Below are 24,031 nucleotides of genomic sequence, written 5' to 3' on the forward strand. Positions count from 1 at the left end.
CTCTTCCGGACCGGAAAACTTGTTTTTCGTGTCAAATAAACCCGCCTGCTCAATGACTTGCATAAGGCCTCCCTGTTAATTCGATAACAGGGAGATGTGCCTGGATAACAGGGAGATCGGCTCCCTGTTATTCCGGTGAAGCAGGGAGTGATCCTCTCCCTGTTTATTCCAACCATGAGAAAGAGCGGTGCAAGCAGGCAGCATGCCTTGAGCGCATGTTGCCCGCACGCGTTCTGCAGTTGAATCGGGCTCCGGCGATTGCCGCCACGTAACGGTTGCACAACCGTTGCGCCTGTCGCTGCGTGTCGCTGCACCTGCCGGTTCGCGGGTCTCACCGCTAATGCGCCGTCAGACGCCGACCAACCGAGGAACGGCAATCAGGATCGAGGATCTGTCATGCCGAAAATCAACATCGTTCCGGCTGCGTTGAGCGCAGCCATGCTGCTCATCGCGATGCCGGCCTCGGCACGGACAGCCTCCGGCCCGGAGGCGCTGAAGAATGCGGAAGCCGATCCGGCAGCGGCCATCGCGATACCTTCGCTGATCCGCGGCCGCGCGCAACCCGACCAGGCTGGCGCACCCGATCGGCGTTCGGTGTCCGCAGGCCAGATATGCGCCAAGGCGGCGGAGCCGGATGACGGGGCTCCGGCTGCACGGATGCAATCGTCGAATACCCTCAAACAGATCGGCCTGGCCAACCGGAATTGTGGCTGAATCAACTCATAACGGTATAGATTGAAAGGATTTTTCGATGAAGAAGTTTGTTATCATGGCGGCATTTGGTTCGCTGTTGTTCGCCGCCGCGCCCCTGTCCGCCCGGGTGGATGGGCCGAAGGATCTGCGCGATGCCGATAAGGGCTGCCCGACAGATGCGGCAACGCAGAAGTCCGGCGCGCGCGGTCAGGGCAAGCCGCACGTGCGGGTATTCGACGGCGCTACGGGGGCCGGCAACGCGGCGGCGCAGGGCGTGAACAGGGCGCGAGAAATCCGCCCGACGCGCGCGCAGGCCATGAACAATCTCAAGCAAATGGGAATGGCAAGCTGCGGGCAATAGCGTCACGGGAATCGCTTCGCCGCGAAGGGTGATGTCGATCGTATCGACGGGCTGCTCGACCGTACGACCCTCTCCCGAAACGGGGGAGGGTCGTTTGCCAATGGCACCGCGCAGCGCTGATTTGGGTCGGTTCACCGAAGCATCAAAGCGAAAAAGCGCGGATTTGCGTCAGCGTAAAGTTCAACTTTAGGGCGCTCAAGAACGCAGCGGATAGAACTCCCACTGGAATAGTAGAGTTTAAGCTCTTCTCTAGGGGGGAATCATTCATGCTCGCTCACACACTTTCCGCTTTGCTGGCTTCGACAGCGATTGCGCAGACCTCTCCGGAAGCCGTTGCGCCGCCGCAGGTCTCGCCGACAGTGGCTGTTCCCGGCACGCAGGAGCGCGATGAAGAGGATGTTCAGCGCAGCTCGGTCGCATCCGACATCATCGTCACCGCACGTCGTCGCGCGGAAGCGGTGCAGGACGTGCCGATCGCGATCTCGGTCGTCGGCGTCAAGGAGCTCGACACGACCGGCAGCTTCAACGTGCAGCGGCTTCAGCAGCTTCAGCCCACGCTGCAATTCTATTCGTCCAATCCACGCAACTCATCGGTCAACATCCGCGGCCTCGGTGCGCCGCTCGGCCTGACCAATGACGGGATCGACCAGGGCGTCGGCGTCTATATCGACCAGGTCTATTTCAGCCGTGTCGCGGTCGCCACGCTCGATTTCCTCGATGTGCAGCAGGTCGAGACGCTGCGCGGACCGCAGGGGACGCTGTACGGCAAGAACACCGTCGCGGGCGCGATCAACATCACCTCCAAGGCGCCGAGCTTCTCTTATGAAGGCCGTGCCGAAGTCACCGCTGGCAACCTCGAATTCAAACAGGCCAAGGCATCGGTTTCAGGCCCGATCAGCGACACCGTGGCCGCGCGCATCGGCCTCTCCGTCACCAGCCGCCGCGGCACGATCTACAACGTAGCAAGCGGCAATTATGTCAACGCGCAGGACAATATCGGCTTCCGTGGTGCGATCCTGTGGAAAGCGAGCGACAGCTTCAAGGTGACGCTGTCCGGTGACTATAATCGCCAGAACCCGGAATGCTGCGCGCAGATCTATGTCCGCTACGGCCCGACACAGCGCCCCGCCAACCGGCAATATCCCTCACTTACCTCCCAACTCGGCTATGCAGTGCCGAGCACCAATCCGTTCGATCGCCTGACCGATCTCGACGCGGATCTCAATGCCCGCAACATCCTGGGCGGCGCCTCGCTGCGCGCCGAGCTCGAACTTGGCTCTGGCACGCTAACCTCGGTCACCGCGTGGCGGTTCTGGGACTGGCTGCCGGCGAACGATCGCGATTTCACTGGCCTGCCGATCACCACCTTGTCGCAGAACCCGACCAAGCAGGACCAGTACACCCAGGAACTCCGCTATGCAGGCGAAGGTAATGGCTTCGACTATGTGGTCGGCGCTTTCGCTTTTTATCAGGACATTCATACCACCGGCACGCAGCGTCAGGGCTCGGCCGCTAGCCGCTGGCTGATCAGTCCAACGGTGCGCGATACGACGGCGCCAGGAAACCCGTTGCTCTACCTCGATCCCACCGTGCTCGACGGGCTGAATGCGAGCAACGATATCCGCCTGAAGAATTTCAGCGGTGCGCTGTTCGGCAAGCTGAACTGGAAAGTGACCGACGAGATCACTCTCTCGCCCGGCATACGCGTCAATTATGACGACAAGGTCGGCTCCTATGTGAGCATCGTTCGCGACGCACAGGGTAATCTTGTGCCCGCCACCGGCGGCAACCCGCGCCAGATCGAGCAACGCACTGCGTTGACGCCGCAGGCGTTCAGGGACGAAGCGTATCGCGCCTGGAATGCATCATATGATTTCACCGCATCGTACAAGCCGTCGCGCGACATCCTGTTTTATGCGACCTATGCGCATACTTTCAAATCCGGTGGCCTCAATCTGAATGGCGTGCCGGTGGCGGCCGGTGTCGCCCAAACCCAATTCGCTCAGGTTAAACCGGAAAAGGTCGATCATTTCGAAATCGGCCTGAAGTCGCAATTCTGGGACCGCAAGGCAACGCTGAACCTCACCGGGTTCTGGACCTCGATCAAGGATTATCAGGCGCTGGTCAACGATGGTGCCAACTCCACGTTGCGCGGCTATCTCGCCAATGCGGACAAGGTACGTGTGCGCGGTATCGAGGCGGACTTCTCGATCCGGCCATCGGAGCGTTTCAACCTGTACGTCAACGGCGCCTTTACCGATCATGAGTATACCAAATTCACCAACGCGCCGTGCCCGCCCGAGCGTTCGGGCGGTAGCGCTGCCCCGGCCGGCAACCCTGGCGGTTTGGTCGGCGTCCCCGGCCAGCCGAGCCCGCTGGTCTGCGACATTTCGGGCCAGTGGTTGCCCGGCATCTCGAAATGGGCCTTCTCGTTCGGCGGCGAGTATAATGTGCCGGCGCAGATCTTCGGCAAGGATGGCGAGGTCTATCTCGGCGCGGATGCCAACAACCGCTCGAAATTCTCGTCGAATGCCTCGCGGTCGATCTACACCGATATCAATGGCTACACGCTGGCGAACTTCCGCCTCGGTTATCGCACCGACGATTTCAACATCTTCGGTTGGGTGCGCAACGCGTTCGACGCCAAATATTTCGAACTGTTGGCAACCACGCCCGGCAATACCGGCCTTGTATCCGGCAACCCCGGCGATCCGCGGACCTATGGCCTGACGCTCAGCGCATCGTTCTGACCCATGCTGGCCCTCTCCCGTACGCGGGAGAGGGCCAGCATGTCAGGATCCTGTCGATATGATTGGCCTGAAGAAGTGACTCGACCGAAGAAACGACTGGGCTGAAAAAAGCGACGGGGCTGAAAAAGCAAACGCCCGGACCGTTTCCAGCCCGGGCGCCTGCGTGACGATCGCTCGTCAGCCCCCTTGTCCCGCCCTCGCTGCACACCCTGTTTTCAAGGCGGCGCTGAAAGCATTCCCCGAACCACGGCCATTGCCTGTGTCTCAGTGTTGGAAGTGCTAGGATCGGTGCCGCCGTTTGTCACCGCCAATGTGACCAGTTTGGTTCGATTGCGGCGATCCTGTGGCGATTGCGCAACAGGGTGGATCAGTTGCCAGTAATGCATGCGTGCTTCGGGGTGCGGTTCGTTTGCCGCAAGACCCGCGCCGTCCCAACCATTGCGGTGATTGGGTTTGGACCCTAGAGCGGCGCTGTCATTCCTCGGGCGGGCGTTACCGGCACCCATGATATTGTCACGCTACGAACGCATGATCGCGCGGCGCTACCTCCTGCCGGGCAAGGGGGAGGCGTTCATCTTCCTCGTTGCCGGCATCAGCCTGGTCGCGGTTATGCTGGGTGTCGCCGCCTTGGTCATCGTGATGAGCGTGATGAACGGCTTTCGCGCCGAACTGTTCGACAAGATCGTGGGACTGAACGGTCATGCGGTAGTGCAGGGGATCGGCGGGCGGATTCCCGACTGGCGCGACATGGTCAGGACCGCCCAGGCGACGCCGGGCGTGACCAGCGCGACGCCGATGATCGAACAGCCGCTGATGACCAGCTATAATGGCCGGGTCGAGGCGGTGCTGGTGCGCGGCATGCGCATCCAGGATATTCGCGGCAACCAGACGATCAGTACCAAGGTGGTGATGGGGTCGCTGGCCAGCCTGGCACCGGGCAGCGGCAAGATTGCGATCGGGTCGCGCCTCGCCGATGCGCTGGGCGCGCAGGTCGGCAGCGAGATCTCGCTGATCAGCCCGCAGGGACAAACCACGCCGTTCGGCACGGTGCCGCGCATCGTTTCCTATACCGTCGGAGCGATCTTCGAGATCGGGGTGTATGATTACGACAAGGCCTATGTGATCATGCCGATGGAGGATGCTCAGACATTGCTCCTGCTCGGCGACAGCGTCGGTATGATCGAAGTGCAGACGGTCGATCCGGACCGGGTAGCGACGATCCTGGCGCCGCTTGCGGACAAGATCGGGCGGCGCGCGGTGATTGCCGACTGGCGTCAGATGAACGCACAATTGTTCGAGGCGCTGGCGGTCGAGCGAGTCGCGATGTTCACCGTGCTGTCGATCATCATCCTGGTCGCGGTGTTCAACATTCTCTCATCGCTGATCATGCTGGTGCGCGCCAAGACCCGCGACATCGCGATCCTGCGCACCATGGGCGCGACGCGGGTCGGCCTCATCCGCATCTTCATGGTGGTCGGTACGACGATCGGTGCGCTCGGCATTGTCGCCGGCCTGATCCTCGGCTTCATCTTCCTCTATTACCGGCAGGGTGTGGTGAATTTCGTCCAGTTCGTCACCGGGCAGAATTTGTGGGACCCGGCGATCCGTTTCCTCACCGAACTGCCGTCCAAGACAGACCCGGTGGAGATCGTCGTGATCGCATTGATGGCATTGGTGTTCAGCTTCCTCGCCACGCTCTATCCGGCGTTCAAGGCAGCGAGCACCGACCCGGTCCAGGTATTGCGTTATGAGTGAGCCGATCCTCGCAGTTTCCGGCCTGACGCGCAGTTTCACGCAGGGCGACGTCACGATCGAGGTGCTGCGCGGTGTCGATCTGACCGTCGGGGCAGGGGAGATCGTCGCGCTGCTTGGCCCGTCGGGGTCGGGCAAATCGACTCTGCTTCAGGCGATCGGCTTGCTGGAGGGCGGTTTCGGCGGATCGATCCGGATCGCCGGCAAGGAAGCGGCCAAGCTCGATGCGCATGGCCGCACCCTGGTGCGCCGCGACTATCTCGGCTTCATCTATCAATTCCATCATTTGCTGCCCGATTTCAACGCCGCGGAAAATGTCGTCCTGCCGCAGCTGATCCGCGACCGCACCCGCGCCCAGGCCGATGATCGTGCCGAATCGCTGCTGACCGCGCTCGGCCTTGGCGAACGCCTGACTCACCGGCCGAGCCAGCTTTCCGGTGGCGAGCAGCAGCGCGTCGCGGTTGCCCGCGCGCTGGCCAACCGCCCGGCACTGGTGCTGGCTGACGAGCCGACGGGGAATCTGGACGAGGCCACGGCCGATATCGTTCTAGCCGAGTTCCTCCGCCTGGTCCGTCACGAAGGGTCGGCGGCGCTGGTCGCGACTCATAATGAGCGCATGGCACTGAAGATGGACCGCGTGGTCCGGCTTCATGAGGGACGGCTGGCATGACGACGCCGCGCCGTGGTTCGGCGGGCTGATCGGATGTCGGCCTGGACGACCACACCGACCCTGTCCGGGCGGCATGTTACGCTCCGTCCGCTCCTGACCGAAGACAGCGACGCGCTGGTTGCCGCGATCGCAGATGATCTGGCCGACCAATTCTACACCTTCGTGCCCAATGCCGACACGATCCAGGGCTGGATGACGAAGCTGATCGGTGAACGAGAGGCCGGCCGGGCGATGCCCTTTGCGGTGGTCGATGCCGAGGGCGCGATTGCCGGCACGACCCGTTTCATGCGCATGAGCGAAGCGCATCGGCGGGTCGAGATCGGCGGCACACTGTACTCCCGCCGGGTGCAGCGCACCGGCCTTAACAGCGAGGCGAAGCGGCTGTTGCTGTCTCATGCGTTCGAGGCGCTCGGCTGCAGCTGCGTGCAGTTGCGCACCGACTGGCTCAATCAGCGTTCGCGGCGCGCGATCGAGCGGCTCGGTGCGAAGCTCGACGGCGTGCTGCGCAACCATATGGTGATGCCCGATGGCCATTTGCGCGACACCGTGGTCTATTCGATCACCGCGACCGAATGGCCAGGCGTCCGCGCCAATCTCGACTATCTGCTCGCGCGCCATGAAGGAGCGACCGCATGACCGCTGTGACCGATCTGAGCGTCAAGGCCGCCGATGGCAGCAATGTCGATCTGTCCGCTTATGCCGGCCAGGTGCTGCTGATCGTCAACACTGCCTCGAAATGTGGTTTCACGCCGCAATATGAGGGGCTTGAGGCGCTGCACCGCAAATATGCCGATCGCGGGTTCGAAGTGCTTGGCTTTCCGTGCAACCAGTTCGGCAGCCAGGAGCCGGGAGATGCGGCGGAAATCGCCAATTTCTGCAGCCTGACCTATGATGTGACCTTCCCGGTGTTCGCCAAGATCGACGTCAACGGATCCGACGCCGACCCGCTGTTCCAGAAATTGCGTAGCGACGCCCCCGGATTGCTCGGCTCGACCGGGATCAAATGGAACTTCACCAAATTCCTGGTCGATCGCAGCGGCAAGACGATCGCCCGCTATGCCCCGACGACCAAGCCTGGGGATATCGAGGCGGATATCGAGAAGCTGCTGTCGGCGCCGCGCTAAAGGAAGAAGTCACCACTGACGAGACTGACCGCGCTGCTGAAGCCAATCGCCATATCGGCGATGCCGTCGCCATTGGTATCGCCATAGACGGTGGTCACCCCGCCGGCGATTTCGTAGCGCAGCTGACCCGCGACGCCGGTGAACGATCCGGTCCCGATAAAGGAAAAGGCGTTGTCGAAGCCGCCCGCGACGGCGTCGATGTCCGACAGGCGGATCCTGTCACCCGCTGCATGGCTGAAATCGGTGATCAGGTCCGTCGTCGCCCAGGTCGTGCCGCCGATATCGCCCGCGGCAAACACGAATTCATCACTGCCGCCGCCGCCGGTCAGGGTATCCGCACCAGTGCCGCCGGTCAGCGTGTCGCTGGCCGAGCCCGCGATCAGCGTGTCATTGCCGTCCCGGCCAAAGAGCGACGCCTTGGTCGATGCCGACCCCGCGTTGATGGTATCGCTATATAGCGAACCATATACCCACTCGATGTCCTCGACGCTGTTGATATAGGTGCCGAGAATGGTGTCGGTGCCGGTGCTGAACAGGGTCGTGAAGTCGATCGTCACGCCGGTCGCGCTGGCGCCGGCATCGAACTCAAGCGTATCGAATCCGGAACCGCCATCGACATAATCGCCAATTCCGAACGACAGGACGTCGTCGCCGCCAAGGCCGATGAGCACGTCATAATAGATATCCGTTCCCAGCGCCGAAAGGCCGCCCATTCCCGCCGTCAGATGATCGTGACCGGCACCGCCGGTGAGCGAATCACCGCCGCCCTGGCCAAGCAGGCTGCAGATCTTCCCTGCGAGCGACCCTGAGATCATCGTGTCGTTGAAGGCCGTGCCGACCGCGGAATCGAGATTCTCGAAGCCCTGGATCGTGCCGCCGCCCAATGTGGCGCTGCCGCCGAACCACAGGCCGGTAAAGTCGATGTTTACGGCGGACGAGGCGTTGTTCATGAAGAGCAACAGGTTATCGGTGCCGTTGCCGCCATTCGCACTGTCGCCATAGCCGATAAAGATATGGTCGTTGCCATCCCCGCCAAGCAAGGTGTCGGCGGAGGTATCGGTGTCCAGCCCGAGATAGGCGAAAAGAAAGTCGTTTCCCGACCCGCCATCGATATAATCCGAACCCGCTCCGCCGGCCAGGTCGTCGTCACCACCATTGCCGTAGATGAAATCTCCCGACGCGGTGCCGGTATAAAAATCAGCTACGCTGGTGCCGTTGAACGTCGCCATACAAGTTGCCCCCGTATCTTATCTGGCCGATGCGCCGGATGTGACTCGAATTACCTGCTATGGAGAGAGTTTCACAGGTCCATGTCAATCGCAAGACATCCTATTCTTGTTTGCGATAAGTCGAACGGGTTGAAACCATAATGGCTGTATTTGCTATGCATGGCGCCTATTAGGCAGGCGGCATTTCCAACGAAATTCTCTCTGCAAGCGCGGCGTATCAGCCTCGTCATCCCGTCATGGGAATGATCGCCGGCATCGAAGTTAGCCACAGCTTTTTGAGCCCTCGACGCTTCCCTTGGCGCGTCACTATCCGCATAACGGCATCATGCCTCATTCCGCGTTCGTACCCTTGCGTATCTTCTCGTCCTACACGATGCTCGATGGCGCGATCGAGCCGAAGGCGATCGCCAAACGCGCCCAGGAACTGGGTTTCCCGGCCGCCGCACTGACCGACCGCAACGGCCTTTATGCCGCGATGGCCTTTTCCGATGCGGCGAAGGGGGCCGGAGTGCAGCCGATCATCGGCGCGATGCTCGGCGTCGCACGGCCCGACATGCCCGAAGGCGTGGAGGCGCCGCTCGACTGGCTCGCGCTCTATGCGCAGGATGAGGCCGGCTATCAGAATATCTGCGCGCTGGTGTCGATGGCGCATCTCGACCGGCCGATCGAACAGGCGCCGCATGTCGATTTCGCGACACTCGAAGGGCGTACCGATGGCGTGATCGCGCTGACTGCGGGCCGCGAGGGTGGCCTGACGCGGCTGCTGGCGGAAGGGCAGGAGGATCGTGCCCGCGCCTATCTCGACCGGCTGCAGTCGCTGTTCCGTGACCGGCTCTATATCGAGCTGACGCGGCGGCTCGACGAGGTCGAGGGCAGGGCGGAGCCGGGCTTGCTCGACCTGGCCTATGAACACGACCTGCCGCTGGTCGCGACCAACCCGTGCTGCTTTGCCGATGAGGATTTCAGCGAGGCGCATGACGCCATGCTGTGCATCGCCAATTCGACCTATATCGCCAGCGACGATCGCCCGCGCAGTTCGCCCGACGCCTGGATGAAGCCGGCCAAGGACATGCGCATGCTGTTCGCGGACCTGCCCGAAGCGATCGCCAACACGCTGGTCGTCGCACAGCGCTGTGCCGTGGCGGCTCCGGCACGCAAGCCGATCCTGCCAAGTCTTGCCGGCGACCGTGACGCCGAATCCGAAGCGCTGCGTGTCGATGCGCGGGCCGGGCTCGACATGCGGCTGCGGCGGATCGCGGAGCTCCAGAACCTGCCGTTCGCAGGCGATACGCCCGACGACTGGACCATTCCCTATCGCGAGCGGCTGGAATTCGAGCTCGACGTCATCATCCAGATGGGTTTTCCCGGCTATTTCCTGATCGTCGCGGACTTCATCAAATGGGCCAAGGATCATGACATTCCGGTCGGTCCGGGCCGTGGTTCGGGTGCCGGCTCGGTCGTCGCCTGGGCGCTGACCATTACCGACCTCGACCCGATGAAACTCGGCTTGCTGTTCGAACGCTTCCTCAACCCGGAACGCGTGTCGATGCCCGACTTCGACATCGATTTCTGCGAAACGCGGCGCGAAGAGGTGATCCGCTATGTGCAGCGGAAATATGGCTCGGATCACGTGGCGCAAATCATCACCTTCGGGCGGTTGAAGGCTCGTGCCGTGCTCAAGGACACCGGCCGCGTGTTGCAGATGAGCTATGGCCAGGTCGACCGGCTGGCCAAGCTCATTCCCAATCACCCGACCGATCCCTGGACGCTCGACCGGGCGCTCAATGGCGTCAGCGAGCTGGTGCAGGAATATCGCAACAATGACGGGGTGAAGCACCTTCTCGACCTGGCGATGAAGCTCGAGGGATTGCCGCGGCACAGCTCGACTCATGCCGCCGGCGTGGTGATCGGCGACCGTCCGCTCAACCAGCTCGTGCCGCTCTATCGCGATCCGCGATCGGACATGCCGGTCACCCAGTTCGACATGAAATATGTCGAGGCGGCGGGCCTGGTGAAGTTCGACTTTCTCGGATTGAAAACGCTATCGGTTCTGAAGAAGGCGGTGCAACTTCTTGCAAAACGTGGAATTAAGATCGACCTTGATGCGCTCGCCTGGGATGATGAGGGCGTCTACAAGCTGCTCCAGAAGGGCGACACGGTCGGCGTGTTCCAGCTCGAATCCGAAGGTATGCGGCGTACGCTGGCGGCGGTCCGCCCGTCCAATTTCGGCGACATCATCGCGCTCGTGTCGCTCTATCGTCCGGGCCCGATGGACAATATCCCGAGCTTCGGCGCGCGCAAGAACGGGCGCGAGCCGATCACCTATCCGCATCCACTGCTCGAACAGATCTTGTCCGAAACCTATGGCATCTTCGTCTATCAGGAACAGGTGATGCAGGCCGCGCAGGTGCTGGCCGGGTACAGCCTGGGCCAGGCCGATCTGTTGCGCCGGGCGATGGGCAAGAAGATCAAGAAGGAGATGGACGACCAGCGCGCCGGGTTCGTCGAGGGTTGCATGGCGGTCAACAAGATCGCCGCGCCCAAGGCGAACGAGCTGTTCGACTTGATCGACAAGTTCGCCGGATATGGTTTCAACAAGTCGCACGCCGCCGCCTATGCGCTGCTCGCCTATCAGACCGCCTGGCTGAAGGCGCATCATCCGCACGACTTCTTCGCCGCGTCGATGTGCTACGACCTGCACCTGACCGACAAACTCGCCATTTTCGCGGACGACATGCGGCGCATGGGGGTCAAATGCCATGCACCGTGCGTCAACGAAAGCGAGGCGGAGTTCAGCGTCGAGTATGACGATGACGGGCTCGCCGTACGTTACGCACTTGCCGCGTTGAAGGGCGTGGGCGAGGGCGCGATGGAGAAGCTGGTCGACGAACGCGTCGCCAATGGCCCTTTCGACACGCTCGACGATTTTGCGCGCCGGGTCGATCCGCGTCTGCTCAACAAGCGCCAGCTTGAAGGCCTGGCCGGCGCCGGGGCGTTCGATACGATCGACACCAACCGCGCCGGTATCTTCGCCATCGCCGAAACGTTGCTCGCCACTGCTGCCCGCACGCAGGAGATGAAGGTCAGCGGGCAGGGTGGTCTGTTCGGCGAAGGCGAGGCGCAGGAACCGGCGATCAAGCTGCCGCTGAGCGCACGCTGGACGCTGGCTCAACGCATGGAGCAGGAGAAGGAAGCGTTCGGCTATTATTTCTCCGCGCATCCGGTCGACCGTCACGGTCATCTCGCCCGCGCGCATGGCGCACGCAATTTTGCGGCACTAGGTGATCTCTCCATTCCTGACGATGGCAGCCGCGCCGGAGCGACGATGGCCGCGCTGGTCGAGGATGCACGCTGGCGCACCTCGGCCAAGGGCCGGCGCTACCTGATGGCGACCCTGTCCGATCCGTCCGGCCAGTTCGTCGCGACCTGTTTCGATGACGTGGTGGCAGCGGAGCTTGAGGAAGCGGCGCGGAACGGCGGCTGCGGTATCCTGACCGTCGAGCTCGACCGTCGCCCGGGCGAGGAATCGCCTCGCGTCACGATCAAGCGGATCCAGCCGTTCGAGGCACTGGCCAATAATGCTCGCTTCGTCCTCGAAGCCGCCATTGAGACTCCCGAGGCCGTCCGGGCGCTGGCCGAAATGCTCGCCGAGCATCGCGGCGGGCGTGGCCAGGTATGGATCAGGGCAGCCCTTCCCGGCGGCGGTACCGCGCGCGTGCTGCTCGGTCGCGACTTTCTGCTCGACGGCGAGCTTGCCGGACGCATCGAGACCCTGCAGGATGTCGGCGATGTCGAGCTGAGAACCTCCGAGACGAGGCTCGCTCTGGTTGGATGACAAGAGAGGGTGTGAATGCTGGGTGGAATGCAGGATTTCGAGCTTCGGGTTCCGAGGCTGATCGACCACGCCGCGCGCGAGCATGGCACCAGGGAGATCGTCAGCGTCTATGCCGATGGGCAGGAGACGCGCACCAATTGGGCCGGCATTTCCCGCGATGCACGAAAGCTTTGCCAGGCGCTTGAACGGTTCGGCTGCGGCAAGGGCGACCGGATCGCCACCCTGGCCATGAATCATAGCCGTCATCTCGTCGCCTGGTACGGTGCGATCGGCATTGGAGGTGTGATCCATACGATCAACCCTCGGCTGTTCGACGAGCAACTGGTCTATATCGCCAACCATGCCGAAGACCGGGTGCTGTTCTACGACAAGCAATTCCAGTCGCTGGTCGACCGGCTCAAGCCGCAATGGACCAGCATCGAGCATTATGTCGCGTTCGACGATGACGGCCCCGATGGTTTCGAGGCGCTGATCGCGGCCGAAGATGGCGACTACGTCTGGGTCGAGGGTCCGGAGCGCGACCCGTGCATGCTTTGCTACACCAGCGGTACGACAGGCAACCCGAAGGGTGTGCTCTACGAACATCGCTCGACCATCATCCATGCGATGGCTGAGGTGGCGCCCTGGGTGTTCAACCTGTCCGCCAACGCCGTGGTGCTGCCGATCGTGCCGATGTTCCACGCCGCCTCCTGGGGGCTGCCCTATGCCGGCGCGATGTCGGGTGCGAAGTTCGTCTATTCGGCGGTCAACGATCCGAAGGTACTGTGCCGGCTGATGAACGACGAGAAGGTGACGCATTCCGCCGGTGTGCCGACGGTATGGCTGTCGATGTTCCAGCACATGGACGCGACCGGAGAGGAACCGCGTCATTTGCAACAGGTGACGATCGGCGGCTCGGCCGCGCCGCGCGCAATGATCGAGCGGATCATGGGCATGGGCGTGGTGGTCAAGCATCTCTGGGGAATGACCGAAACCTCGCCGATCGGCACCGCCGGTTTCCCGCCGCCGCATTGGGACGAAATGACCCTGGGCGAACAGCTCGATCTGGTGTCGCGCCAGGGGTCAATTCCCTTTGGCGTCGAATTGCGCGTGCTCGACGATGAGGATCGCGAGCAGCCGCGCGATGGCGTCAGCTCCGGCCGGCTGCAGATCCGCGGCCCCTGGGTGGTGAAACGCTATTTCAAGGCCGATGCCGATGCGGTCGACGCCGACAACTGGTTCGACACCGGTGATGTCGCGGTGCTCCATCCCGATGGAACGATGCAGATCACCGACCGGGCCAAGGATGTGATCAAGTCGGGCGGTGAGTGGATCAGCTCGGTCGAGCTGGAGAACGCGGCGATCGGTTGCGCCGGGGTCGGCGAAGCGGCCGCGATCGGTATTTATCACCCCAAATGGGACGAGCGCCCGCTGCTGCTGGTAGTCCGGAAGCCGGGCAGCAACGTCACGCCCGACGAAATCACCGCGCATCTCAGCAATCATGTCGCGAAATGGTGGCTGCCGGACGAGATCGTGTTCGTCGACGACTTGCCGCACACCGCCACCGGCAAGCTGCTCAAGACCGAACTGCGCGCGCGGTTCAAGGATTACAAACTGGCGGCGGCCTAGAGCGATTTTGACCTGAGCTGATCCACTCCCTTCCTTTCGCCCTGAGCTTGTCGAAGCCTGTCCTGAGCGCCTGCCTTGGCAGGCAGTCGAAGGGGGCCGTTCTTCTCTCTTTCAACGCAGAAGAAGGACGGTGCTTCGACGAGTTCAGCACGAACGGGGAAGGAGCTTTCACCCAAGCGGATGGCGATCTGGAGGTTGGCTGGGAGCTTCGATCCGGCATCACATGCCGGATCGGCGAGCCTCAAGCCCGATTCAGTCGTGCGCTGTCCAGTTGAACAATCTCCGCCGGGAGAACTGCGCTGCTGGGCTCCGCGCCGGGTTTGCCGAGCAGAAAGCCCTGCAATTGCGAGCAATTCTGTTCGGTGACGATCAGGCGCTGCGCCTCTGTCTCGACCCCCTCGGTCACAACCGGCAAATTGAGGCTGTGACCCAACCCGATGATCGCCCGGACGATCGATCGCGCGGCTTCGTCATGTTCGATCGCCGCCGTGAAGCTGCCGTCGATCTTGATCTTGTCGAACGGGAAGCTTTGTAGATTGCTGAGCGACGAATAGCCGGTGCCGAAATCGTCCATCACGATGCGCACGCCAAGTGCCCTCAGGCGATGCAACAGCACCAGAACGGCTTCGCGATCCCGCATCAGGACCGCTTCGGTGATCTCGAGTTCAAGCCGGGTGCCGTCCAGCTTTGTCCGGCTCAGCACGTCCGCCACCTGTTCGCAGAAATTGGGCAGCTGAAACTGCACCGGTGAGACATTGACCGCGATGGTCAGCGGTTCCGCCCAGCGCGCGGCTTCGGCACAGGCCTGTTCCAGCACCCATGCGCCGAGATCGACGATCGTGCCGCTCTCCTCCGCGATCGGAATGAAGGTGGCGGGGCCGATCACCCCGCGTTCCGGATGAATCCAGCGCAACAGCGCCTCATAGCCGGCCACCTGGCCGGTCCGTGCAGCGATCAGTGGTTGATAAGCGACGGAAAGCTCGTTGCGCAGGATCGCACGCCGCAGGTCATGTCCCAGTTCACGCCGGATGCGGGCGGTTTCGTCCATCGCTGCATCGAAGAAGCAGGCGGTGCCGCGACCGGCGCCCTTGGCGCGATACAGCGCGGTGTCCGCATTGGTACGCAATTCATCGCTGTTCGATCCATCGGCCGGGAAAACCGCAATGCCGATGGTAACGCCGACAGCCTTGGGATCGCGGGCCATGTTCATCCGCTCGGCAAAGCTGGCCAGCACGCGGTCCGCGAGCTGGCCGGCCGATTCCGGCTGAGGAGCGCCGGATTGGATGATCGCGAACTCGTCCCCGCCAAGTCGCGCGATCGTGTCGGTCGGGCCCGTCACGTCGCGGAGAATGTCGGCCACCTTGCGCAGGATGCGATCGCCTTCGCCATGGCCGAAGATGTCGTTGGCAGCCTTGAAACGATCCAGGTCAAGGCAGAGAATTGCGACCTGCTCATCCCGTTGCGCGGCAAGGCGCAGCGCCAGATCCATGCGATCGTCGAACAGCGCGCGATTGGGCAGGTCGGTCAGTGCATCATGGTGCGCCAGATGCTCGATCCTGCGCTCCGATTTCTTGCGTTCGGTGATATCCCGAACCACCAGGACATGGGATTCGCGTCCGCGATATTCGATCGTCCGGCATAATATCTCGATCGGAATCTCGCCGCCATCGGCGTGCAGAAGCGTGATCTCGGACGGCCCGTCGGTGTCGCTGCAGCAATTCAGGCCTTCCGGTCCCAGCACGAGTATGGTGGTCGGTGAACGACCGGTCAGCTGGGATGATGTCCAGCCCGACAGCTCGACAAGACGTTCATTGATGTCAAGGATCCGATCGTCCCGGACGATCAGCAAGCCTTCGAGCGATGCGTTGGCCAGCCCTCTCAGGTCGGTGAGATGGCGGTCGAGAAAGGCAGCGCCGAACGCTGCGAGGCTGAGTGCCGTTGAAACGGCAATGACAATGCCGGCGAGCAGCGAACGGTCGATCGATGCGCCAGTGACGATAATGCTGGGGTCGGGCCGCAGCGTGATGCCGCTCATCGAGGTGAAATGGAGGCTGCAGATTGCCAGGACGAACAGCGCCGTGGCGATCGTAAATCGCCGGATGCCACGGAAAGCATGGAATGCCACCAGAGCGAGGGACGCGAATATGGTGCCGGCCAGCACGGCCGATACGGTCACCGGCACATCATAGCTGAGCCGTGCCGGCGCTTCGATCGCCGCCATCCCGGTGAAATGCATGGCGGCAATGCCAAGGCCAAGCACGGCACCGCCGCCCGCAAATGATGCGGCACTGCCGCGCCCATGCGCCACGATGCTGGCAACGCCGGCGGTAGCAATCGCGACGATAATCGACAGGGCCGTCGCATAGGGCGCATAGCGGATCGGGAAGCCGCTGTCATAAGCGAGCATTGCGATGAAATGCGTCGCCCATATGCCGGTGCCACAAGTAACCGCCGCCGTCGCCATCCAGCGATATCGGTGCGCGCGGTCGCATTCCTGCACGCGCTGGAACAAAAGCATGGTGGTGAAGCTACCGATCAGGCAAATTACCGCCGCGACGACAATCAGCCGCCAATCATGCTGGTGTTGAATGCAAGCTAGGACAGAAAACATCGGTTTCTCCTATGCTTGTGTAGCTAAAGCTGTCCTCGCTAACGAAAAATAAAAATGCCCTGCAATCTCAGTGTGTCTACTCCATAATGGATGTTCTTGATTGGCCGGATCGCTCAGGAAGGAAGCTCCATGACAATGTCTGCTTCATTGCCGCTCTGCCGCCCGGGGACAGCCGCATGCCCGATACAACCCATTACACCCTGACACAGCCACGCTGTCCGTGCTGTCGCGGCGAGGGCGCGCTGATCTTCGCCCGCTGCCCGGACTGTCGCCATGTGTTCGGGGTGTGCGAAGAAACCGGCACGATGGTCGATCTGCAGCGGTTCGAAATTATCCCGTTCGCTTGTCCTGGCTGCGCGACCACATTCGCGACGTTTGCCGATATCGAGCCGATCTCTCAGGATGAACTGCGCCGGCTGGGGTATTCGAGTGACCAGGTGACGGCCGGAACCGGCCGGATATTCAATTGAGGGCATGCCGCCCTGCTTCATGCCCAGCATCACCAATTCAATATAAACGTTTGATATAAAATAATATTATATAGACCATCGGTCACCGCACCGGCTGAGATATGTTACACGACCGGTGTAACATATCTCCCGCCTCCGGTGTTGCAGTCCAGTCGCTCGGCTGAAGTCGGCGCCCGAGATATGTTACACGACCGGTGTAACATATCTTCCGCCTCTGCCTGAAGTCGCCGGCTGTGCTCGACACGCTAGCTGGTGGCGATGAGGCGATTGGCGGCGCGCAATTTCTCTCTCAGCGCGTTTGAGAAGCTGCGCTCGATCGTGATACGCAGGCTGTCATGGTCATCGAGAAATTGTCGGACATCGGCGGTCGAAGCGCACCAGAAGGTCGCTGGCGATACCAGGGTGACGGTAGCCGTCGCGGCGCCGCCTGACAGGACAGTCGCTTCACCGATCAGATCGCCAGGGCGACACATGCCCACGGTCCGGCCGCCACTGCTTGCCCGTGCTTCTCCACTGGCGAGGAAATAGATATGGTCGACCGTCTGCCCTTCGTTGGTCAGAATTTCGCCGGTCGCTCCTTCGAGCCACAAACCCTGATCGATGAACAGGCGGGCGGCGCCGCGCGGCAGGTCGTTCAGACACCCACTCCGCATCGCTTCCTCCCGCTCGTCGAACAGCGTCGTCGCGGCATTTTCGCGCCGGTCGCCCCATAGTTTCAACAGCCAGGCAGTGAGCAGAATTGCCATCCACACGATCGCCGCGCCGTCATGAACCAGCAGAGCTGCACGCAAGAGGATGAGGATCGCCGCCAGCGCGATCAGCAATCGCATCAAGCGCGGCTTGCCGGAGAGCATCGCCGCGACCAGCAGCGCATAGCTCAATTGCAGAACAAGCCCCGCCGTCGAAAACATGCAACCCCCAGGTCGTAGATACGATGCAACCATGCGGCAAAGCGCGCCCGGCGGGAAGGGGGCATCCCGCCGGGCCGCCCTAGCCGAACAGGTCGCCCTGCGGACCTCTGGGTGCCCGGAACAGATCGCTGCGCACGATAATGCGGTCGCCGTTCAATCCATATTTCCGGCACGCGATGTGGAACCGCGTCCGGAGCAGTTCCGCCCATGGCCCTTGCCCGCGCATCCGCGTGCCGAAATTGGGATCATTGTCACGCCCGCCGCGGATGTCCCGGATCGTTGCCATCACCTTGCCCGCGCGGTCGGGAAAATGCGTATCGAGCCATGCGCGGAACAATGGGGCAACCTCATGTGGCAGGCGCACCGGCAGAAAGGATGCCGTGCGCGCGCCGGCTTGGGCAGCGCGTTGGAGGAGGTGTTCCATCTCGTGATCGGTGATCGCTGGAATGACCGGCGCGATCGAGACATGGGTCGGAATTCCCGCATCGGCCAGTTTGCGAACTGCCGCCAGTCGCCTTTCGGGCGCGGGGGCGCGTGGCTCGATCGTCATGGCGATGCGCGGATCGAGCGAGGTCACCGACAATGCCACTGCCGCCAGCCCGCGTGCCGCCATCGGCGCCAGCAGATCGATGTCCCGCACGACGCGATCGGATTTGGTCGTGATGGTCAGCGGATGGCCGGTCTCGGCCAGCACCTCGATGCATGCGCGCGTGATGCGCCATTCGGCCTCGATCGGCTGGTAAGGGTCGGTATTGGTCCCGAACGCAATCGGCCTGGCGATATAGCCTGGCTTCGACAGTTCGGCGCGCAACAGGATCGCCGCGCTGGGCTTGGCGAACAACCGGCTCTCGAAATCCAGGCCGGGTGACAAATCGTGATAGGCATGCGTCGGCCGGGCGAAACAATAGATGCAGCCATGTTCACACCCGCGATACGGGTTGATCGAGCGGTCGAAGCCGACGTCCGGCGACTGATTGCGGGTGATGATCGTGCGCGGTTTCTCGATCGTCACCGTGGTGCGCAGCTTGGGTGCTTCGCCGTCAATATCGCCCTGCGCATCAAGCCAGTCGCCGTCCGCTTCGCGCTCGGGGAGGTTGAAGCGGACACTGTCACGATTGAGCGTGGCGCCACGCGTCGGGCGATTTCCGGCCATCGCTCCGATTTAGCAGATCGTTCGGAACACAACAAGAACATCCTGAGAGGACGTCGACCTGTCTCGTGATGTTGGCATTGCAGGGCGGACGACGCTTTCGCATCCGGTTGATAGCCGCCCCATTTGCTGCAGGAGCTTCTGCCCGGCCGTTTATCGTTCCGCGGCGATGAAAGCGAGAAGCGCCTTTTCCAGCGGATCCAATCCCTGGTCGGCATCGATCCGTGACGTCAACCATGCCTGTTCATCCGCAACCACAGCGCGATCGGCGGCGACAGCGGCATCATGATCGACGGACTGAGGTTTCTTGCCGAAGACCGTGCGAAACCCGCCCTTGACGCTGGATCCCGCAATTCGACCAAGAAAGCCGCCGACGCCGGATCGTGTATCGTTCATGAAACCGTCGAGTTCGGCCGCGCGCTCGCGGCTGAGTGCCTGATAATCGCCATGCGCCATCAGATGATTGCCGACCGCCTGGACGAACAGGGTCTGCCATTCCGGCGCATTGGCGGCAGCGAGCGTGGCATCCTTGATGCGGAACAGCATGTCGGACTCGGCGCGGCTGACCGATGCCGGACCGTCACCGGCTTGCGCATAGAGCAGCCGACGCAGCAGTTTGACCTCGGTGATATTGATCGATCCGGCATCCAGTGAACCGCCGTCGCGGGTCGGGCCGGTGCCGGTCAGTACGATCGTTTCGATCTGGCGCAACGCATAAGATTTCAGGGAGTCAGGCACGTTGGGGGCGCTTTCCAGCACCTTGACCAGCAATTCCAGCTCGCCGAGCGAGTCCACCCGACCATCGATGTCGATCTTCGCCATCAGCCAGTTGGCCTTGGCCTCATCCATATAGCCCTTGGGCGATTGTTGCTCGACGAGATAGGCGTTCATCGCCTCGACGAAGAAATCGACCCACTCGCGCGAACTGCTTTTCACGCTGGTGTTCAGATCGAAGATCGCATCGGCCTCGGCCGGGTCGATGATGCCGTCGGGCCAGGCAACCCGGCGCATTGCCAGCGTATCGTCGGGCGTGAGTTCGGCTTTGGCCTTCAGCCTGTTGGTCAGATCGAAAATCGGCGCGGTCATGCAGAATGCCTCTCGAAGGATCGCAGGCATGATAGCGTCAGGGATTTAACAGTCGCTTACGGGGGCGGATATCGGGAATCCGGAACAGTCTCCGGTTGAACATGGCGATTGTCGCGGTAGATCATGGCGGGGCTTCAGGAGAGAATGATGTTGAGAATGGCCATTTCCGCACTGGCGCTGTCCGGCGCCCTGGCCGTCGCCACGCCCGCGCTGGCAAAGGGCGAGGCTCAGGACCGCGTCATCGATATCAGCGATATCAAGACTGTCGCCGGGGTGATGATGCAGGCGGGGTACAAGGCGGACATCAAGAAGAGCGAGTCCGGCCAGGAATATATCGCCAGCGGCGTCAACGGCAGCGAGTTCACCGTGCGCTTCTATGGCTGCAAGAACAACACCGGGTGCGATTCGCTCGAATTCTTTTCCTGGTACAAGAAACAGCCGCATTTCTCGCCGGCGCTGGCCAATGAGTGGAATCGCGACAAAAGATTTCTGAAGGTGGCGATCGACGCGGATGGCGATCTGGTGGAGTATATCTATCTCAGCGCAATCGGCAAAACGACCTATGCCAATTTCATCGACTATATCGAATGGTATGCGCAGATGGACGTTTCGCTCGGCAAGTTCCTGAATGAAAAGGCCGAGCCGGCGAAAGAGACCGCCAAGGACGCGGCGAAATAATATCGCCGCCGTTTATCGCTCCATCAGCCGCGGCATCAGCTCGACGAAGTTGCAGGGCTTGTGCCGGCTGTCGAGTTGATCCCTGAGGATGCCGTCCCACCCGTCCTTCACCGCACCGGTCGATCCCGGCAGCGCGAAGATATAGGTGCCGCGCGCCACGCACGCGCAGGCGCGCGACTGGATCGTCGACGTGCCGATCGTCTGGAAGCTCAGCCAGCGGAATAACTCGCCAAAACCGGGAATAGGCTTGTCCTGAACCCGTTCGATCGCTTCGGGCGTCACGTCGCGCCCGGTCACGCCCGTGCCGCCGGTGGTGATCACGCAGTCGACCTGATCGTCGTCGATCCACCGCGTCAGCCGGCCGGCGATCGTCGCAACGTCATCGAGGACGATCGTCCGGTCAGCGAGCACATGCCCCGCAGCGAGCAGCCGATCGACCAGCGCGTCGCCCGACCGGTCGTCGGCGATCGTGCGAGTGTCGGACACCGTCATCACCGCGATCCTGACCGGCAGGAATGCGGCGCTCTCGTCAATTGGCACTGAAGGACACGTTTGGCGCCTTTGCGCTCAGCCTGACCGACGATGCGCCGGGAAGCCCGGGGAAGCGGGGCCACATGCCCTGCGACAGCGCGACCCGGCTCGGCGACACGGTCTTGCCGCTCTGGCTCTCATACATCCAATAGTTGCGCAGCACGGTCGAGACATAGCCGCGCGTTTCCCAATAGGGGATCGATTCGATGTAGAGCAGCGGATCGCCACCATCACGCGATTGGGCGTTCCAGATCTGCACTGGCAGCGGCCCGGCATTATAGGCCGCGATCACTTTGGGCAGCAGCCCGCCGGTCAGCGGCAGGTCGCGCAATTGTTCGAGATAGCTTTGCCCGACCTCGATATTGGTCGATGGGCGGGTGAGAGCGGAGCGATCGAAGCTGCGGCCCTGTTTGCGCGCGATATCGCTTGCCGCCCCGGGACGCACCTGCATCAGGCCATAGGCACCCGCGCTGCTCACCACATCGGTGCGGAACTTGGATTCCTGCAGCGTATGGGCATAAACCAGAGAGCGATCGACCCGCCAGCCGCCATCGGGCGTCCAGTTCGGGGCAGGGTAGCGCGCCTCGATCGACGCAGCCGCGCCGACCGGGCCGTTATGCGCTAGCCATACCAGGGTGCCGGGCAGATTGAGCGTCGAGGTCAGCCGGACCAGTGAGCCGAATTCACTCGGATCGCCCAGTTTCGCCTGCTGCTTGATCACCTCATCGGCGAGGTTGTTCTCGCCGATTTCGACCAAAGCGGCAGCGACACGGATATTGGGCCGACGGCCGAGTGCCTGCCAGTCGCCCGCGATATAGCTGGCGGTGCGCGGCGTGGTGTCACGGATGCCCAGCGTCTGGCGCGCGAGCAGGCCGTAGAATGTCTCGCGATATTGCGACGCGCTTTTCAGCCGCGCCTCGATCCGTTCGGGCCGGCCGCATGCCATATCGGCACGCGCCGCCCAATATTGGCCGGCGGCGCGAAGTTCGATGTCGCTCGCTCGCGCGGCAACGGTCTCGAAACCGCTCTCTGCTGCCGTACAATCATGCTGACGCCATGCGGCGAGCGCATTGACCCAGTCACCCTGAACCGCCCAGTCGCCGACGCCGCGAGCGGCCTTGGCGGCCATCGTTCTGGCATTCGCATCGTCGCCCTGCAGATAATAGATCCAGGAGACTTTCTGCTCCCATTCCGTCTGCGCCTCAGGGGTCAGTCCCTGGGTCGCGTCGAGCAAGGCCTGCGCCTCGGCACCTTGGTCAGCCTTGACGAAGGGCTGCATCCTGATTGCCAGTTCGGCGGCGAGAAGATCACTCTTGATGCTCTTGGCGCGCGTCCGGACCGGCGCACTGCCGAGCCAGGTGAGCCGGCGCGTTTCAGGCAGGGAGGGCAGGTCGATCGCGCCGCGCGATTTCGCCATGGTCAGTATCTGCGTCGCCTGGGGCAGTTCCGGCGCTTCGTTCAGCAACTTCATCAGCGGGTCGAGATCGGCTTTGGGCGATCCCTTTGCAGTGAGCAGTTCGGCCTTGGCGATGGCATGGAGCGGGCCGGGCTTCATCGAATCGAGCTGGATCTGCGCATCGAGCCATTTTTGCGCCCGGATGCTGGCAAAAACCGCGCGATAGCCATCGCGCTGGGTGGCATCCAACTGCACCGGGATGCCGGTCCCCGACCGGGCCACATCGACGCGAGCCGTGTCGGGAATGGCACCGTCGGCGGTGTCGGCCGCGTAAGCATGACCCAGTGGAACCACCGCCATTGCACAGGCCAGCAGGGCCTTTCCGGTTGCGTTTCGGATCATGAATCCAATCCCCCGATCAACATCTGCAGGTCTTTCCAGGCCTCGGCCTTGAAAGCCGGTTTTTCGAGCAGGAAGCGCGGATGGAAACTCGCGACCGCCTCAATCTCGGTTTCCACCGTGCCAACCTTAAGGTTAAGCGTTCGTAAACCACCGCGCGCTCGCGCCGCATCCGCCCCAAGCAACGCACGGCTCGGCGCATTGCCGAGCAAAAGCACCCGTTTTGGCGCGGCGAGCGCGACATGATGCCGAACCAGTTCGTGCAGCCGTTCTTCCATTTCGGGCGTGACCCGCCCGCTCGTCGGCCGGGCTGTACAGACGGCGGCGAGATAAACCGAATTGCGATCGCGCCCGATCGCTGCAAGCATTCGATCGAACAATCGTCCGACGGCGCCACTCATCAACGTCGCGGTTGCTGCGTCCTCGCGCTCCGGCAGGTCTACCAGCACCATCAGATCCGACGATACAGTGCCTTGCGCCGGGATCATTTGCTCCGGCCAGCCGGCTTCTGGCGCATCGGGCCCCGACCGCCAGGCGAGAAAGGCATCCATCGTATCGGGCAAGACGAACGGCGCCACGACATCGGGCGCAGTCTCGACGACGGGCGTCGCCGCTACGCGCGCCAGCCAGTTGCGCGGAGCTTCGTCGATCGTCGCATCAACCCCGGCCTCGCGCCACCAGTCGATTGCGCTTGCAGCGGCGTGTCGCCAGTCGAAATTTTGGTCAGCCCCCATCACTTGTCTTAGAGTCACTAGTTGACGGCGCGGTCAATTCGCT

The 24,031-nt window shown here is 62.4% G+C and carries 19 protein-coding genes; 10 read left to right on the top strand and 9 right to left on the bottom strand.

Annotated elements, in window-relative coordinates; all coding sequences use genetic code 11:
• Nucleotides 1–396 precede the first annotated feature (396 nt).
• The 7 genes from H3Z74_RS08635 to H3Z74_RS08665 all read left to right on the top strand — a co-directional run bounded on the left by H3Z74_RS08635 (nt 397) and on the right by H3Z74_RS08665 (nt 7,350).
• Complete coding sequence (locus tag H3Z74_RS08635; protein ID WP_187763482.1) at nt 397–714, top strand: hypothetical protein; 318 nt, start codon at nt 397–399, stop codon at nt 712–714.
• 37 nt (nt 715–751) lie between these two features.
• Nucleotides 752–1,054: a hypothetical protein gene (locus H3Z74_RS08640; RefSeq protein WP_187763483.1), complete on the top strand. Its 303-nt coding sequence runs from the start codon at nt 752–754 to the stop codon at nt 1,052–1,054.
• 266 nt (nt 1,055–1,320) lie between these two features.
• The gene (locus H3Z74_RS08645; RefSeq protein WP_187763484.1) at nt 1,321–3,804 is read left to right on the top strand and encodes a TonB-dependent receptor; all 2,484 of its coding nucleotides are present in this window, start codon (nt 1,321–1,323) and stop codon (nt 3,802–3,804) included.
• A gap of 504 nt (nt 3,805–4,308) precedes the next feature.
• Complete coding sequence (locus tag H3Z74_RS08650) at nt 4,309–5,559, top strand: lipoprotein-releasing ABC transporter permease subunit (RefSeq protein WP_187763485.1); 1,251 nt, start codon at nt 4,309–4,311, stop codon at nt 5,557–5,559.
• Nucleotides 5,552–6,226 carry an ABC transporter ATP-binding protein gene (locus H3Z74_RS08655; protein WP_187763486.1) on the top strand — a complete coding sequence of 225 codons (675 nt, stop codon included), beginning with the start codon at nt 5,552–5,554 and terminating at the stop codon, nt 6,224–6,226. The genes H3Z74_RS08650 and H3Z74_RS08655 overlap by 8 nt, the downstream gene beginning before the upstream one ends.
• A gap of 33 nt (nt 6,227–6,259) precedes the next feature.
• Nucleotides 6,260–6,862 carry a GNAT family N-acetyltransferase gene (locus H3Z74_RS08660; protein WP_187763487.1) on the top strand — a complete coding sequence of 201 codons (603 nt, stop codon included), beginning with the start codon at nt 6,260–6,262 and terminating at the stop codon, nt 6,860–6,862.
• Entirely contained in the window at nt 6,859–7,350 is a 492-nt protein-coding gene (locus H3Z74_RS08665) for a glutathione peroxidase (protein WP_187763488.1), read from the top strand. The genes H3Z74_RS08660 and H3Z74_RS08665 overlap by 4 nt, the downstream gene beginning before the upstream one ends.
• On the opposite strand, the gene H3Z74_RS08670 is transcribed toward H3Z74_RS08665, so the two are convergent.
• Nucleotides 7,347–8,579: a calcium-binding protein gene (locus tag H3Z74_RS08670; protein ID WP_187763489.1), complete on the bottom strand. Its 1,233-nt coding sequence runs from the start codon at nt 8,577–8,579 to the stop codon at nt 7,347–7,349. The genes H3Z74_RS08665 and H3Z74_RS08670 overlap by 4 nt on opposite strands.
• Nucleotides 8,580–8,904: 325 nt before the next feature.
• On the opposite strand from H3Z74_RS08670, the gene dnaE reads away from it, so the two are divergent.
• On the top strand, nt 8,905–12,414 hold the full coding sequence (gene dnaE, locus H3Z74_RS08675) for a DNA polymerase III subunit alpha (RefSeq protein WP_187763490.1): 3,510 nt from the start codon (nt 8,905–8,907) through the stop codon (nt 12,412–12,414).
• A 15-nt stretch (nt 12,415–12,429) separates the two neighbouring features.
• Nucleotides 12,430–14,022 carry a long-chain fatty acid--CoA ligase gene (locus tag H3Z74_RS08680; protein ID WP_187763491.1) on the top strand — a complete coding sequence of 531 codons (1,593 nt, stop codon included), beginning with the start codon at nt 12,430–12,432 and terminating at the stop codon, nt 14,020–14,022.
• Between the two features lie 241 nt (nt 14,023–14,263).
• Here the strand turns inward: H3Z74_RS08680 and H3Z74_RS08685 are convergent, their stop codons facing one another.
• From H3Z74_RS08685 to H3Z74_RS08705, 5 genes are all read right to left on the bottom strand, one after another.
• Nucleotides 14,264–16,633 carry a bifunctional diguanylate cyclase/phosphodiesterase gene (locus tag H3Z74_RS08685; RefSeq protein WP_187763492.1) on the bottom strand — a complete coding sequence of 790 codons (2,370 nt, stop codon included), beginning with the start codon at nt 16,631–16,633 and terminating at the stop codon, nt 14,264–14,266.
• A gap of 113 nt (nt 16,634–16,746) precedes the next feature.
• Nucleotides 16,747–17,133 carry a hypothetical protein gene (locus H3Z74_RS08690; RefSeq protein WP_187763493.1) on the bottom strand — a complete coding sequence of 129 codons (387 nt, stop codon included), beginning with the start codon at nt 17,131–17,133 and terminating at the stop codon, nt 16,747–16,749.
• A 215-nt stretch (nt 17,134–17,348) separates the two neighbouring features.
• Nucleotides 17,349–18,014: a Crp/Fnr family transcriptional regulator gene (locus H3Z74_RS08695; RefSeq protein WP_187763494.1), complete on the bottom strand. Its 666-nt coding sequence runs from the start codon at nt 18,012–18,014 to the stop codon at nt 17,349–17,351.
• A 79-nt stretch (nt 18,015–18,093) separates the two neighbouring features.
• Entirely contained in the window at nt 18,094–19,167 is a 1,074-nt protein-coding gene (locus H3Z74_RS08700) for a PA0069 family radical SAM protein (protein WP_187763495.1), read from the bottom strand.
• Nucleotides 19,168–19,317: 150 nt separating this feature from the next.
• Nucleotides 19,318–20,250, bottom strand: coding sequence for a hypothetical protein (locus H3Z74_RS08705; RefSeq protein WP_187763496.1), 933 nt, complete (start codon nt 20,248–20,250; stop codon nt 19,318–19,320).
• A 147-nt stretch (nt 20,251–20,397) separates the two neighbouring features.
• Between H3Z74_RS08705 and H3Z74_RS08710 the strand changes: the two genes are divergently transcribed.
• Nucleotides 20,398–20,928, top strand: a complete 531-nt coding sequence (locus tag H3Z74_RS08710; RefSeq protein WP_229726982.1) for a YbjN domain-containing protein — start codon at nt 20,398–20,400, stop codon at nt 20,926–20,928.
• Between the two features lie 12 nt (nt 20,929–20,940).
• Here H3Z74_RS08710 and moaB read toward each other — a convergent pair whose 3' ends face one another.
• Genes moaB through H3Z74_RS08725 form a run of 3 tightly spaced genes read right to left on the bottom strand, consistent with a single transcriptional unit; the run spans nt 20,941 to nt 23,988 of the window.
• Entirely contained in the window at nt 20,941–21,468 is a 528-nt protein-coding gene (gene moaB, locus H3Z74_RS08715; protein ID WP_187763498.1) for a molybdenum cofactor biosynthesis protein B, read from the bottom strand.
• Nucleotides 21,458–23,257, bottom strand: a complete 1,800-nt coding sequence (locus H3Z74_RS08720; RefSeq protein WP_187763499.1) for a lytic transglycosylase domain-containing protein — start codon at nt 23,255–23,257, stop codon at nt 21,458–21,460. The genes moaB and H3Z74_RS08720 overlap by 11 nt, the downstream gene beginning before the upstream one ends.
• Nucleotides 23,254–23,988: a uracil-DNA glycosylase gene (locus tag H3Z74_RS08725; RefSeq protein ID WP_187763500.1), complete on the bottom strand. Its 735-nt coding sequence runs from the start codon at nt 23,986–23,988 to the stop codon at nt 23,254–23,256. The genes H3Z74_RS08720 and H3Z74_RS08725 overlap by 4 nt, the downstream gene beginning before the upstream one ends.
• Nucleotides 23,989–24,031 lie beyond the last annotated feature (43 nt).

It is taken from the genome of Sphingomonas alpina (genome assembly GCF_014490665.1).
GTDB classification, from domain to species: domain Bacteria; phylum Pseudomonadota; class Alphaproteobacteria; order Sphingomonadales; family Sphingomonadaceae; genus Sphingomonas; species Sphingomonas alpina.